The sequence below is a fragment of the Collinsella sp. AM24-1 genome, from assembly GCF_003470325.1.
Lineage (GTDB): Bacteria > Actinomycetota > Coriobacteriia > Coriobacteriales > Coriobacteriaceae > Collinsella.
On record NZ_QRHM01000018.1, the window covers coordinates 456 to 14,632 of the forward strand.

9 protein-coding genes and 1 pseudogene are annotated in these 14,177 nt (G+C 62.3%); 4 read left to right on the plus strand and 6 right to left on the minus strand.

Features of this window, described 5'->3' with window-relative positions; genetic code table 11:
* The 3 genes and pseudogenes from DW661_RS10355 to DW661_RS07425 all read right to left on the minus strand — a co-directional run.
* Positions 1-216 (minus strand): annotated as a pseudogene (locus DW661_RS10355) (IS110 family transposase); the annotation flags it as partial.
* A 233-nt stretch (positions 217-449) separates the two neighbouring features.
* Positions 450-2,213, minus strand: a complete 1,764-nt coding sequence (thrS, locus tag DW661_RS07420) for a threonine--tRNA ligase (RefSeq protein WP_089571656.1) — start codon at positions 2,211-2,213, stop codon at positions 450-452.
* A 278-nt stretch (positions 2,214-2,491) separates the two neighbouring features.
* Complete coding sequence (locus DW661_RS07425; RefSeq protein WP_055251579.1) at positions 2,492-2,923, minus strand: zinc ribbon domain-containing protein; 432 nt, start codon at positions 2,921-2,923, stop codon at positions 2,492-2,494.
* Positions 2,924-3,328: 405 nt separating this feature from the next.
* Between DW661_RS07425 and DW661_RS07430 the strand changes: the two genes are divergently transcribed.
* From DW661_RS07430 to DW661_RS07445, 4 genes are all read left to right on the plus strand, one after another.
* On the plus strand, positions 3,329-4,807 hold the full coding sequence (locus DW661_RS07430; RefSeq protein ID WP_118935237.1) for an NAD(P)/FAD-dependent oxidoreductase: 1,479 nt from the start codon (positions 3,329-3,331) through the stop codon (positions 4,805-4,807).
* Positions 4,794-6,149 (plus strand): NAD(P)/FAD-dependent oxidoreductase, encoded by a 1,356-nt coding sequence (locus tag DW661_RS07435; RefSeq protein ID WP_118935239.1) that lies wholly within the window; start codon positions 4,794-4,796, stop codon positions 6,147-6,149. Before DW661_RS07430 ends, DW661_RS07435 begins: the two co-directional genes overlap by 14 nt.
* Before the next feature lie 3 nt (positions 6,150-6,152).
* Positions 6,153-6,551, plus strand: coding sequence for a DUF1667 domain-containing protein (locus tag DW661_RS07440; protein ID WP_118935241.1), 399 nt, complete (start codon positions 6,153-6,155; stop codon positions 6,549-6,551).
* A 128-nt stretch (positions 6,552-6,679) separates the two neighbouring features.
* The gene (locus DW661_RS07445; RefSeq protein WP_118935243.1) at positions 6,680-7,768 is read left to right on the plus strand and encodes a Xaa-Pro peptidase family protein; all 1,089 of its coding nucleotides are present in this window, start codon (positions 6,680-6,682) and stop codon (positions 7,766-7,768) included.
* 349 nt (positions 7,769-8,117) lie between these two features.
* Here DW661_RS07445 and DW661_RS07450 read toward each other — a convergent pair whose 3' ends face one another.
* The 3 genes from DW661_RS07450 to clpX all read right to left on the minus strand — a co-directional run bounded on the left by DW661_RS07450 (position 8,118) and on the right by clpX (position 14,176).
* Positions 8,118-9,461 (minus strand): folylpolyglutamate synthase/dihydrofolate synthase family protein, encoded by a 1,344-nt coding sequence (locus DW661_RS07450; RefSeq protein WP_118935245.1) that lies wholly within the window; start codon positions 9,459-9,461, stop codon positions 8,118-8,120.
* 274 nt (positions 9,462-9,735) lie between these two features.
* A complete protein-coding gene (locus DW661_RS07455; protein WP_118935247.1) occupies positions 9,736-12,432 on the minus strand; it encodes a valine--tRNA ligase in 2,697 nt (898 codons plus the stop codon).
* A gap of 337 nt (positions 12,433-12,769) precedes the next feature.
* Positions 12,770-14,176, minus strand: a complete 1,407-nt coding sequence (gene clpX / locus DW661_RS07460) for an ATP-dependent Clp protease ATP-binding subunit ClpX (protein WP_118935250.1) — start codon at positions 14,174-14,176, stop codon at positions 12,770-12,772.
* Position 14,177 lies beyond the last annotated feature (1 nt).

The following is a 14,177-nucleotide window of genomic DNA, read 5'->3' on the forward strand; positions in this document are numbered from 1 at the left end:
CAGGCCGGAAAGCCTCTTCTGCAGGTCGAAGCCCGTGACCCCGGACTCGTACACGCACCTGGCCCCGGGGTCCACGGAGCGGACCCACTCCGCGACGGCGCCGGCGTCGTAGCCGAAGGTCGCGGCACGCACCTCCCCGGTCATGACGTCGAGGGAGACGGCCTTTATCGAGCGGGCGTGGACGTCGAGGCCGACGAAGGTGGTAGTATCGAGCATGGGAGCCCCTTCCATGAATGCGGCGTGGCCGCCGCGGCTGAATTAGACACTCACCATTGTCGGCCTAATCCGCGGTCTTTCATGCAGCAGGGGCTCTCAATGTTTTATGTCCTGCTCATATCGTCTGTGCAACAAAAAAAGCCGCTCAACCAGCGGCTTTTCTTATTTTGGCATGAAAAAAGGCGACCGCCCTATGTGGACGGTCGCCTTTGTTAATTGTTGTGCAGCTTGCCTTAGGCGCGAGTCTTGATCTCCTCGAGTACCTTGGCAACAAACTCGTCAACGCTCATCTGAACGGTCTCGTTGGAGCGATCGCGGACGGAGATGTTGCCGGCCTCGACCTCCTTCTCGCCCAGGATAAGCATGTAGGGCACGCGGTCGATGCTGCGGGCCTCGCGGATCTTGTAGCCAATCTTCTCGTCACGGTCGTCGCAGACCACGCGGATGCCGGCCTCCTCCAGCTTGGCGCACACCTCGTGGGCGTAGTCGCGGCTCTTCTCGGAAACCGGAAGCGCCTTGACCTGCACGGGGGCCAGCCAGGTGGGGAACTTGCCAGCAAAGTGCTCAATCAGAATACCGATGAAGCGCTCGATGGAGCCAAAGCATACGCGGTGCAGCATGATGGGGCGCTTCTTGGTGCCGTCGGCGTCCACGTACTCCAGATCAAAGTTGAGCGGCATCTGGAAGTCGAGCTGCACGGTACCGCACTGCCAGGTACGGCCGAGCGAGTCCTCCAGGTGGAAGTCAATCTTGGGGCCGTAGAAGGCGCCGTCGCCCTCGTTGACCTCGTAGTCCATGCCCAGCTTCTCAAGAGCGGTGCGCAGGCCCTCCTCGGCGCGAGCCCAATCCTCGTCCGAACCCATGGAGTCCTCGGGGCGGGTGGAAAGCTCAACGTGGTACTTAAAGCCAAACTTTTGGTACACGGAGTCGATGAGGTTGACCACGCCCACGATCTCGTCGGTCAGCTGGTCGGGACGCACAAACAGGTGGGCGTCGTCCTGGTTAAAGCAGCGCACGCGGAACAGGCCGTGCAGGGCGCCGCGCAGCTCGTGGCGGTGCACCAGGCCAATCTCGCCGGCGCGGATGGGCAGCTCGCGGTAAGAGTGCGGCTTGGAGGCGTACACCAGCACGCCGCCCGGGCAGTTCATGGGCTTAATGCAGTACTCTTCGTCGTCGATAACGGTGGAGTACATGTTGTCCTTGTAGTGGTCCCAGTGGCCCGAGGTCTTCCACAGCTGCTTGTTCATGATGAGCGGCGTGGAGATCTCCACGTAGCCGGCCTTGTGGTGGATCTCGCGCCAGTAGTCCAGCAGCGTATTCTTAAGGATCATGCCGTTGGGCAGGAAGAACGGGAAGCCGGGGGCCTCGTCGCGCATCATAAAGAGGTCCATCTCGCGGCCGATCTTGCGGTGGTCGCGCTTCTTGGCCTCCTCCAGCATGTGCATGTGCTCGTCGAGCTCTTCCTTGGTGGCAAAGGCGACGCCGTTGATGCGGGTGAGCATCTTGTTGTCCTTATCGCCCTTCCAGTAGGCGCCCGAGACGCCGGTGAGCTTAAAGGCCTTAAGGGCCTTGGTGTAGCAGATGTGGGGGCCGACGCACATGTCGATGTAGTCGCCCTGCTGGTAGAAGGTGATACGGGCGTCGTCGTCCAGGTCGCCGATGTGCTCGACCTTGTACTTCTCGCCGCGCTCCTCCATAAGGGCGATGGCCTCGGCGCGGGGCTTCTCGTACACGGAGAACTTGAGGTTCTCCTTGACGATCTTCTTCATCTCGGCCTCGATCGCGGGGAAGTCGTCCTCGCTGATCTTGACGCCCTCGGGCAGGTCGACGTCGTAGTAGAAGCCGTTGTCGGTCGCGGGACCGTAGGCAAAGTCGGCCTGGGGGTACAGGCGCTTGATGGCCTGCGCCATGATGTGCGCGGCGGAGTGGCGGATGACGTGCGTGACCTCGTCCTGCGGGAGCTCGGCCACCGAACCGTCATTGTAGAGTGCCTTCATGGGTATGTTTTCTCCTCTCGGATGCCTGATGCAAGTGCGTGCGATGCGCTCGGCGTTTTAACTTGCATCATTATAGGCAGGTTGCCTTGGTATACAAGCGCCCGCCGCACCTTAATGGCACGGCGGGCGATTTTCTACGCATGCTTCATCGTGTGGGGCGGGGCTGCGGGGCGCGCGGGGCTGCGGGGCGCGCGTGGCTTGCGGCGTGCCCGTGACGCGTGGCGGTTGCGCGGGACGCGCGGTGCCCGTGGCTTGCGGCCGGCCCGGCGATGGATGCGTTACTGGATGCGAGTTCGGCAGTAGGGGCAGACCTTCCAGTGCGCATCGAGCGGGCGATGGCAGCTGGGGCACACGTTGCGAACCTGCGTATCGCACACCGGGCAGACGACGAAATCCTTCTCGATGGGCGCGCCGCACTGCGGGCAGGTGCCGTACTGGGCAAGCTGGCGCTCGCGCAGGGCCATGTCCAGCTCCTGCTCCTCGCGGTCGGACGCATAGGAGTGCGGGCGCAGGACCAGGTAGGCAATGAGGCCTACAAACGGGATGAGGGCGATGATGCCCCATGCCACGTAGGCGCTGGCGCCGCGGCGGCGAGCGTCGATGAACACATAGACGACCGACAGCACATACAGGGCGATGATAAAGCCAACGAAGGCATAGACGACGCCCATAAGCTGCGGCGACATGAGCTCGGAGATGTACTTGGACATTACGGATACCTTTCGGATTATTTACAGTCCGGTCAAGTTTACCACGGGGTTTGTTTATATGGGACCACGGCTAGACGCGGGGCTGGCGCGGACACAAACATCTCAATCTGTAACATCTGGGACCAAAACCTTCCCTTTGTTGTTACAAATCGAGACATTCAAAATCCGCCGGAAGGTTTGTCTTGATCTGTAACATCTGGAACCCAAATCCTCGTCTAACTGTTACAGATCGAGACGAACGTTTGCCGTAGCTGTCGGCAGACGAGGCCAACATCCGTGCCGGGTCTCACCTCGTCTGCCGTTGGCGGGTGTTGCGGGGCTGTTCGCCGCATTGCCGCCGCGCTGGGGGCGTGCAGACCGTAGGATAGTCTTATTGACAGCCTGTCAACTTATCTGGGAGGCACCGTGGCAGAAACGTTTGATATCGCAATTGTGGGCGCGGGCATTACCGGGTGTGCCATCGCGCGGCAGCTCGCGCGATTTGACCTGTCCATTTGCGTGGTCGAGGCGGCCAACGATGTCGCCCTAGGCGCATCGAAGGCCAACGGCGGCCTGGTACACGCCGGCTACGATCCGTCGCCGGGCACCGTAAAGGCGCAGGTCAACGCCCGCGGCTGCGAGCTATATGGCACGTGGGCCCAGGAACTGGGCTTTTTGTTTTGCCGCACCGGATCCATGGTGCTGGGATTTAGCGACGAGGACCGTGCGCAACTGGAGAAGCTGCGCCAGAATGGCATAGCCAACGGCGTTCCCGAGCTGTCGATTATCGGCCCCGAGCGCATCCACGAGCTGGAACCGCGCGCGAGTGCCCTGGCCACGTGCGCGCTATGGTGCCCCTCGACTGGCTTTGTCGATCCCTTTGAGGTCGCCATTGCCGCGCTGGAGAACGCCGTCGCCAACGGCGTGACATTTATGCGGTCTGCGCCGGTGGAAGCGATTGAGGTTGCTGGCGGCGAGGCTACCGACGGGGCTGTGCGCTTTACGCTGGCGACGCCCGCCGGAGAGGTGCGCTGTCGCTACCTGATCAACGCCGCGGGCAACGGCGCCGCGGACATCTCGCATATGGCGGGCGCCGAAGAGTTTCAGATGGTCTGGCGCCAGGGCAACATCGTGGTGCTGGACAAGGAGCCGCGGGCGCTCATGCCGCTCTACCCCGTTCCCACGCCGGTGTCCAAGGGCGTTATCGTCACGGGAACCGTGCACGGCAACACCGTGATTACCGCGACGGCCGCCGTGCGCGAGCCGGGCGACACGCAGACCTATGCGAGCGATGTAAACGCGCTCCTGAACGGCGCGCGCAAGCTGGTGCCCGACCTGGAGACGCACCGCGTGGTGCGTGCGTTTGCCGGCGGGCGTCCGGTCATTCGGGGAACGAACGACTTCTTTATTGGACAGTCGGCCGTGGTGCCGGGGCTCTTCCAAGCGGCGGGCATTCAGTCCCCAGGCGTGGCGAGCGCGCCTGCCATTGCCGAGCGTATAGAACTTGTGATGCGTGAGTCGGGCGTGGAGCTGCGCGAGCGGGCGGACTGGAATCCAATTCGCCGCGAGCCGGACGACTTTGACCGCGCACCGCTGGCGCGCAAGGAGGAGCTGATCGAGTCCGACCCCGCGTGGGGGCAGATCGTCTGCCGCTGCGAGACGGTGCCCGAGGCCGAGATAGTGGCCGCGATCCGACGCCACCCGGGCGCGGTTTCGGTCGAGGGCGTCAAGCGCCGCTGCCGAGCCGGCATGGGTCGGTGCCAAAGCGGCTTTTGCCAGAGCCGCGTGGTGGCGATCCTGGCGCGCGAGCTGGGCTGCGACCCCAGCGAAGTGCTGTTGGAAGATGCCGGATCTTGGTTGGTCGAGGGACCGCTGAAGGGGGTGCGCCAGAATGGCGACGTTTGATATGCGCGACGAACGCGCGGAGGCGAGCGCCGTGGCAACGCAAGTCTTCGACGTGGTCGTTATCGGCGGCGGACCTGCCGGCATGGCGGCCGCGCTGGCCGCTCATAAGGCCGGAGCGCGCGTGGCCATCGTGGAGCGCGAGCAGCATCTGGGCGGCATCCTGCGCCAGTGCATCCACCCCGGCTTTGGCCTGTCGCACTTTAAACAGGAGCTCACCGGTCCCGAGTACGCGCAGCGCTTTATCGACCAGGTGCACGCAACCGACATTGCGCTGTTCCTGAACAGCATGGTGCTTGGGATTGATTCAGGCGAGCCTGCGGAAGACACCGCGGTCCATACCGTCACGCTCATGAGCCGCGCCGGCATGCTGCAGCTCACCGGGCACGCCGTCGTTCTTGCCATGGGATGTCGCGAGCGCACCCGCAGCGAGATCAAGATTCCCGGCAGCCGCCCTGCCGGCGTGTTTACGGCCGGCTTGGCGCAGCGATACATCAATATCGAAAACCTCAAACCCGGCTCGCGCGCCGTCATCTTGGGTTCGGGCGATATCGGACTCATCATGGCACGTCGCTGCACGCTCGAGGGGATTTCGGTCGAGGGCGTGTACGAGCTCATGCCGTACGCCAACGGTCTGCGCCGCAACGTTAAGAACTGTCTGGACGACTTTGGCATTCCGCTGCATCTGTCTACCACGGTCACGCGCGTGATCGGGCACGACCGCGTGGAAGCCGTCGAGGTAAGCCAGGTCGACGAGCGCCTGGCGCCCATTCCGGGGACCGAGCGCGTTGTTCCGTGTGACACACTGCTGCTTTCGGTGGGCTTAATTCCCGAGAACGAGCTTTCGGTTGCTGCAGGCGTGGAGCTTGACCCGCGCACGCGCGGCGCCGTGGTGGACCAGAGCCTGCAGACGGGCGTGCCGGGCATCTTTGCCTGTGGCAACGTTCTGCACGTGCACGACCTGGCCGACAACGTGACGACCGAGTCCGAGCGCGCCGGTGCAGCCGCGGCGGCGTACGCGCTGGGTGGCGGAGCCGAAACGAACGCGGTCGCGGACACGAGCTGCGAGCTCACGGTCTCCCCTGCCGGCATTGCGGGCTACGCGCTGCCGGGACGCATTACGGCCGTGGCGCTCACCAGGCTCAACTTCCGCGTACGCCGGCCGGTCGATACCGCTCGAGTACGCATCTTGGCCAACGGCGAAGAAGTGTTTGCGGGCAAAGTCCGCGCGTTTAAACCGAGCGTCATGGAAAGCTTCCCGCTGCCGGCTAAGGTGATTCAACGCGCACTCGACCTGGGTGCCAGCGAAATCGTCCTGTCCGTCGATCCCGTTGAGGAGGCATAGCTCATGAGTACGAATGTGACCGAGACGCTGCAGTTCAACTGCACCACCTGCCCATCCGAGTGCCTCCTGACCGTAGAGGTGGAGCACGACGCCAATGGCACCGTGGTGGAAGTGCGCTCCGTAACCGGTAACAACTGCCCGCGCGGCGATACGTTCGCACATCAGGAGCTCACCTGCCCCATGCGCGTGCTCACAACGACCGTGGCCGTCTCCGGCGGCGACGAAGCCCTACTCCCCGTCCGCACGGCCGAAGCCATCCCGCTAGAACTCCACGCCCAGGCCATGGACCTCATCCGCGGCGTGGTCGTCGAGGCCCCCATCCGCATGGGCGACATCGTTCTGAAGAACCTCCTCAACACCAACATCGACCTCATCGCCAGCATGGACATCGACCGAGCCTAAGTAGCTCATTTGGGACGGGCTCTTTTAGCTGCTTTTGCAAGGAGTGTCCCCAGGTGCCGGCATAAAAGGAACGTCCCTATGTGCCGGGCTTGGGATACCATGGTGGCACCCTAGCGAAAGGATGTTTCATGGCACATGTCGATGACCAGCGCGTGGCGCGTGTGCTCGATGCGCTCGAGGCTCAGCACCCCGGCGCACAGCTGCTCGTAAACGACCCGTGGTCGATCTATTACCTGACCGGCTTTTATGCCGATATGTTCGAGCGCTTTTGCGGCGTGCTACTCGCGCGCAATGCCGAGCCAGTGATCTTGGTCAACGCGCTGCATCAGCTGCCCGAGTATGACAATGCCCGCGTCGCCTATCACACCGATACCGATATCGTGACCGATGCCATCGCTCGCGAGATCGATCCGACCAAGCCGCTTGGCATCGACACTGTCATGCGTTCTGGCTTCTTAATGCCCCTCATGGAACGCCAGGCCGCAAGCGAGTTTTTCCTGGGTGACTTTGCCGTCACCGCCGCACGCACCTACAAAGACGCTACCGAGCAGGAGCTTATGCGCGCGTCCTCGGCCGCCAACGACGCCGTGATGGCCGACGCCATCAAGCTCGTCCACGAGGGTGTAACGGAGCGCGAGATTGCCGACCAGATGCTCAATCTGTATCGCAAGCACGGCTGCGAGGGCTTTAGCTTTCCGCCCATCGTGAGCTTTGGCGCCAACGCCGGCGACCCGCATCACGAGCCCGACGATACCGAGCTTAAACGCGGCGACGCGGTGCTGTTCGACATTGGCGGACGCCATCGCAACTACTGCTCGGACATGACGCGCACGTTCTTTTGGGGCGAGCCGGACGAGGAGACGGCGCACATCTACGATATCGTGCGCCGCGCCAACGAGGCCGCCGAGGCGCTCATCGCACCGGGCGTGCGCATGTGCGACCTGGACCGTGCCGCGCGCGACGTGATTGAGGACGCGGGCTACGGCGAATACTTTACGCATCGCCTGGGTCACTCGATCGGCCTGCAGGACCACGAGCCGGGCGACGTCTCGCTCGTCAACGAGCAGGTCGTAGAGCCGGGCATGACGTTCTCCATCGAACCGGGCATCTACCTCCCCGACCGCACCGGCGTCCGCATCGAGGACCTGGCCCTGGTGACCGAGAACGGCGTCGAGATTCTCAACGCCCACCCCCACGATCCGGTCCGCCTAGACTAGCCAATGTGCCAAAGGGACAGCCCCGTTGGCACCTTCCGATTAGCTGCGCCACGAAAACGGCCTATCTACTACGTTAAACTCGCATGGGTCGACCATGCGGGTCTTTTTTAAAAAATGGCAAGCCCTTTACCTGCGATTTTGATTTCGCAATTCTCGGTATGGTCGAGGGTTACCGGTCAAACGTAGTAAATAGGCCCATTTCGTGGCAAGCGAGTCAACTCGGGGCACAGGGCAGCCAAAAAGCCCCGTCCCAAATTGACTGCTTTTGAGTTGCGGTGATATACGGACTGTTTGAGGCTCCTGGCTTGTAAAACAGTCCGCATTTCACCGCAACCGCTGAGGGGATGGGTTAGCGCAGCAGGCCGGCTACTTCGCCGGCTAGGGTGATGGTGCCGGCGGCTACGAAGGACTCGCCCGCGGCATCGAAGGCAGCGAGGGCCTCGGGCACGCTCGGATATACGCCCGCGAGCTTGTCGGCGTCCACCAGGGAGACAAGCTCCTGTGCGGGCAAGGCGCGATCGGAATCGGTCTGGGTTACGACCACGCGGGGGAACGCCGGAACCAGAACGTCAACGATACCCGCCACGTCCTTATCGGCCAGCGCGGCACACAGCAGCGTGGGGCGATTCTCCACGCATGGATCGATCTCGTCCAGCGCGCTCACAAAGTTCTCGCAGCTCTGAGGGTTATGGCAGGCGTCGATCAACTTGAGCGGATCAGTTCCCAGTACGTCAAAACGACCCGGCGTGGGGCAGCCCATAAGCGAAGCGTCGAGCGCATCGTGGTCGAGCTCGCGGCCCAGATACCCCTCACACAGCATAATCGCACACGCAGCATTCTGCGGCTGATACGCCGGCTTGACCATACTCGACGTATAGATCGCGCGCGGCGTGGTGCAGCTAAACTCCACCGTATCACCCACGTATTCCGGAAGTTTGGTCGTCGTATGGCTCACCACGAGCGGCACAACGCCACACTCGCGACAACGCGCATCCATCACGCGTTGAACGCTCGCCTCATGCGTACCCTCGCCCAAAACGACCAAACGCCCAGGCTTAATAACCGCAGCCTTCTCCCCCGCAATAGCCTCAAGTGTGTCGCCCAAAATACGAATATGGTCGAGCCCAATGCCCGTAATGGCCACGGCGACGGGATCGGTCGCACTCGTAGCGTCCCAACGACCGCCCATGCCGACCTCGAGCACAGCAACGTCCACCGCAGCCTCGGCAAACACCACCAGTGCGGCAGCCGTCAGAAGGTCAAACGGCGTAATGGCGTACGCGCGTTCCCCCGCCGCTACACGACGAGCATTCACGCGATGTCCCGCCTCAACAGCCGCCGAAACGCCACGGGCAAACGCCTCATCGCTCACAACGCGCCCATCGACCTCCATGCGCTCGGGATAGCGCACAAGCTGCGGCGATGTATACAGCGCGATCTTGAGCCCCTCACCGCGAAGAATGGCAGCCGAAAAACGCGTAGTCGAAGTCTTGCCATTGGTACCGGCAACCTGAATGCAATCGAAATACTCATCCGGACGCCCCAGCTCATCGAGCATATCGACAACCGTCTCAAGCAGAGGCCCAGCATCCCCAGAAATCCGCCCCGTATCAGCAGCAAGCCCCACAGCCTCACCAAACGAAAGCAACTCAAACGAGAACGGCACAGAATACGACCCAGAACGCTTAGCCATAACCCAAGTCTCCAATTACAGAAAAAGAGGCCCACCAAAAAGAATGAGCCCCTCGCGTTGACAATATCAGCCTTTATCCGCTTGCAGCAAAATCAAGGGCACAACCCAGTGGCCCTGCCAGGCAGCGGACGACCACGTAACCGCTATGGGAGCGGTTTGGGGCTTTGCTCGATACAAGTTCCGCACGAGCCGAAGGCCACTTAATGTGGCCTTCGTGCGAGCAGGACTGTCCGCAGTAGCGAGCAAAGCCCCAAACCGCGTCCCCCAGTACCGCTTACGAGAAGTCAGCAACCTGAGCAGTCAGCGCCGCCAGGATCTCCTTGAGCTCAGCTGCACGGTCCCTCTTCTTCTGGACCACCGCGGGCGCGGCCTTGGCCACAAAGCCCTCGTTGGCCAGCGTCTTCTCGCAGCCAGCGAGCTCCTTCTGGGCCGCGGCGATCTCCTTCTCCAGGCGTGCCTTCTCGGCCGAAAGGTCAACCTTGCCCTCGAGCACCACAAAGACCTCGACGCCGCTGTCAACAACGGCGATGCTCGCGGCAGGCTTCTCAACGTCGGTACCCATGACCAGCGAGGCGGTGTTGGACAGCGGCTCAATCGTGGAGCGCAGGCTCTCAAGCTTCTCGATGTCCTCGGCACCGGCGCGCACGACCACATCGAGCTCGGCCTTGGGGCTCAAGCGATAACGCGAACGCGTGGCGCGGGCGGCAGACACGACGGCGCGGCACAACTCAAACGCACGCTCGGCATCCTCGTCAACATACTTGGCGTAGTCGGCGGGCTCGGGCCACTTGGCGATCATGAGCGCCTCGGCGCGGTTCACGTTACCCTCGGCGTCCAGGTCGAGCACGCTCGCCGGCATGTTGTCCCAGATCTCCTCGGTAACAAACGGCATGAGCGGGTGCATCAGGCGAATGGAGGTGTCGAGCACAAAGATCAGGTTGCGCTGGGCCTGCAGACGGCCCTCGCCCTTCAGGCGGGCCTTGGTGACCTCGACGTACCAGTCGCAGACCTCGTTCCAGAAGAACTGCTGCACGCCGCGGGCCATGTCGCCAAAGGTGTAGTTCTCGATGCCCTCGGTGACCATCTTCACGGCCTTGGCCAGGCGGCTGAACATCCAGGCGTCAGCCGGCGTCTCCACGACGGGCTCGCCGGGCGTGTAGCCCTCCATGTTCATGAGGAGGAAGCGGCTGGCGTTCCAGATCTTGGTCACAAAGCTCTTGGCCTGGTCGGTACGCGGGCTGTCGATGAGCTTCTTGGTCTTCTTGTCGATGTTCGCGTCAAACTTGACGTCCTGGTTGTTGGTGCACAGCGTGAGCAGGTTGAAGCGCATGGCGTCGGCGCCGTACATGCCAATGAGGTCCATGGGATCAACACCGTTGCCCTTGGACTTGGACATGCGGCTGCCGTCCTTGGCCAGAATCGTCGGGTAGATGACGACGTCCTTAAACGGCACCTCGTCCAGGAAGTACAGCGAACTCATGACCATGCGGGCGACCCACAGCGCGATGATGTCGCGTGCGGTGACGAGCGCCGTCGTGGGGTGATGGCCCTCGAGCAGCTCCGGCTTTTGCGGCCAGCCCTGCGTGGCGAAGGTCCACAGCTGCGAGCTGAACCAAGTGTCCAGCACGTTCTCGTCCTGATGCACGTGATGGCCGCCACACTTGGGGCACACGTCGGTGTCCTCGGTGAGGGCGTCCTCCCAGCCGCAGTCCTCGCAGTAGAACACGGGGATGCGGTGGCCCCACCACAGCTGACGGCTGATGCACCAGTCCTTAAGGTTCTCCATCCAAGTGGTGTAGGTCTGCGTCCAGCGCGCGGGGTGGAAGGTGACCTTGCCGGAATTGACGGCGTCGAGCGCCGGCCCCTTGAGCTTATCGACGGCCACAAACCACTGCTCGGACAGCCACGGCTCCAGCGCGGCGTCGCAACGGTAGCAGTGCATGACGGAGTGGTCGTGCTCCTCGACGTGGTCGAGCAGGCCGTGCTCCTCAAACCACTTGATGACGGCCTCGCGGCACTCGTCGCGGTTCATGCCGGTAAACTCGCCGTAGCCCTCGACGACCACCGCGTGCTCATCAAAGATATTGATCTGCGGCAGGTCGTGAGCCTGACCCATGGCGTAATCGTTGGGGTCGTGGGCCGGGGTGACCTTGACAAAACCGGAACCAAAGTTGGCGTCGACATGCCAATCCTCAAAGATGGGAATCTCGCGGTCGACGATGGGGAGCTTGACGGTCTTACCCACGAAGGCGGCCTTCTCGGGATCCTTCGGGGAGACGGCGACGCCCGTATCGCCGAGCATGGTCTCGGGGCGCGTGGTGGCGACGACGATGTAGTCCTGGCCGTTAACCGGCTCGGTCAGCGGGTAGCGCAGGTGCCACAGGTGGCCCTTCTCGTCCTTGTACTCGGCCTCGTCGTCCGAGATAGCGGTGGTGCAGTTGGGACACCAGTTGACGATGCGCTTGCCGCGATAGATCAGGCCGTCGTGGTACCAGTCGCAGAAGACCTTACGCACGGCCTGGGCGTAATCCTCGTCCATGGTGAAGCGCTCGTTATCGAAGTCGACGGAGCAGCCCATGCGCTTGATCTGCTCGACGATGATGCCGCCGTACTCGTGGGTCCAATCCCAGCAGGCGTCGACAAACTTGTCGCGACCGATCTCCAGGCGGCTGATGCCCTCGCTCTTGAGCTTCTTGTCGACCTTGGTCTGCGTGGCGATACCGGCGTGATCGGTACCGAGCACCCAGCGCGTAGACTTGCCGCGCATGCGAGCCATACGGATGATGGCGTCCTGGATGGAGTCGTCGGTGGCGTGACCCATGTGGAGCTTGCCGGTCACGTTGGGAGGCGGAATGGTGACGGTGCAGTCGCCCACGCCCTCACGGCGCTTGTAGTAGCCGCCGTCGAGCCACTTCTGCAGAATCGCCGGCTCGTTGGTCGACGGATCGTAGTTCTTGGGCATCTCTTCCATATATCTCTCCCTGTCCCGCCGGCGTGTCCGCCTGCTTGGTTTTCGCTCGGTCAGGTCCTGGCTCGCACGAAGAGCACATTTAGTGCTCTTCGGCTCGTGCGGAATCTACGAAAACCAAGCAGGCGGACACGCCTTAGGTATCGATTACTTCAGTCTGAAGGTACTAGCTAAACAATCTCACAGAATAGCACAGGCATACCTGCCGAATAGGGACAGGTTTATTCTGGTAGGTTTTATCAGGGGAAACGACAGTTGCCCATATAAAACCGACCAAAATAAACCTGTCCCTAAATAGCAGGTCCCGCGGTGGTTGCCGCGGGACCTGGATTCAAGCTATTTAGCCGTAGATGCGTTGGGGCTGTTCTTCGCCCTTAACCGCCGCTTCGGTCACGATGACCTTGGCGACACCCTCCTCGCTGGGGAGGTCGAACATCGTCTGCTGAAGCACGTCTTCGCAGATGGCACGCAGGCCGCGGGCGCCGGTCTTGCGGGCGAGCGCCATACGGGCGATCTCGTGCAGAGCTTCGTCCTCAAACTCCAGCTCAACGTCCTCGAGCTGGAACATCTTGCGGTATTGACGCACCACGGCGTTCTTGGGCTCGGTCAGGATCGACACCAAGTCGTCCTCGTCGAGCGCCTGCGTCTGGGTGACGACGGGCGTACGGCCCACGAACTCGGGGATCATGCCAAAGGCGTTGAGGTCCTGCGGGAGCACCTGGCGCAGCAGGTCGTTCTCGTCGACCGAGGTGGGGCCGGCGATCTCGGAGTTAAAGCCTACGCCCTTGTTGCCAACGCGGTCGGCGATAATCTTATCCAAACCCACAAAAGCACCGCCGCAGATGAACAGGATGTTAGTCGTGTCGATCTGAAGCAGCTCCTGTTGGGGATGCTTGCGGCCGCCGGTGGGCGGAACGCTGGCCACCGTGCCCTCAAGAATCTTAAGCAGCGCCTGCTGAACGCCCTCGCCCGAGACATCACGGGTAATGGAGAGGTTCTCGGCCTTGCGGGCGATCTTGTCGATCTCGTCAACGTAGATAATGCCCACCTGAGCGCGCTCAATGTCGCCATCGGCAGCATTGATGAGCTTAAGTAGGATGTTCTCCACGTCCTCGCCCACATAGCCGGCCTCGGTGAGCGCGGTGGCATCGGCGATAGCAAACGGCACCTCAAGAATGCGCGCGAGCGTCTGGGCCAGCAGGGTCTTACCGGTACCGGTGGGACCGAGCAGCAGGATGTTGGACTTGGCGAGCTCTACCTCGTCCATATCGTCATCGAACTGCGAGCCCATGTCGTCATCAAAGGCAGACACCGCAGCGCCGCCCTCAATCACGCGGCGATAGTGGTTGTACACGGCCACCGACATGGCGCGCTTGGCGTCCTCCTGGCCCATAACATAGGCCGAAAGCTCGTCATAGATCTCGTGCGGCGTCGGCACGTGCGTGATGACCTGACGGTCGTCCTCGAGCTCAAAGCCCTCGGCCTCGGGGTCAACGGCAGGCTGGGACGCAGCCTGGCCGTGATCGTTGAGGAAACCCGGCAGCTTGCCGTTGCGGGCGGCGTCCATAAAGTCCGAAGCCAGCGACTCCTCAAGGATCTCGGAGCAGGCGGCAACGCACTCGTCGCAGATAAAGATGTTGGTCGGACCCTTTACAAGGCGGCGAACCTGCCCCTGCTCTTTTCCGCAAAAGGAGCAGCGGATGGGGTTGCCATTCTCGTCAAAGTTGTCCTGCATGTTTCCTGCCATC

Coding starts and splice junctions, on each gene's coding strand:
- DW661_RS07450 (WP_118935245.1), bottom strand. CDS start 9,461: ATGGCTAAGCGTTCTGGGTCGTATTCTGTGCCGTTCTCGTTTGAGTTG.
- DW661_RS07455 (WP_118935247.1), bottom strand. CDS start 12,432: ATGGAAGAGATGCCCAAGAACTACGATCCGTCGACCAACGAGCCGGCG.
- DW661_RS07445 (WP_118935243.1), top strand. CDS start 6,680: ATGGCACATGTCGATGACCAGCGCGTGGCGCGTGTGCTCGATGCGCTC.
- clpX (WP_118935250.1), bottom strand. CDS start 14,176: ATGGCAGGAAACATGCAGGACAACTTTGACGAGAATGGCAACCCCATC.
- thrS (WP_089571656.1), bottom strand. CDS start 2,213: ATGAAGGCACTCTACAATGACGGTTCGGTGGCCGAGCTCCCGCAGGAC.
- DW661_RS07425 (WP_055251579.1), bottom strand. CDS start 2,923: ATGTCCAAGTACATCTCCGAGCTCATGTCGCCGCAGCTTATGGGCGTC.
- DW661_RS07435 (WP_118935239.1), top strand. CDS start 4,794: ATGGCGACGTTTGATATGCGCGACGAACGCGCGGAGGCGAGCGCCGTG.
- DW661_RS07440 (WP_118935241.1), top strand. CDS start 6,153: ATGAGTACGAATGTGACCGAGACGCTGCAGTTCAACTGCACCACCTGC.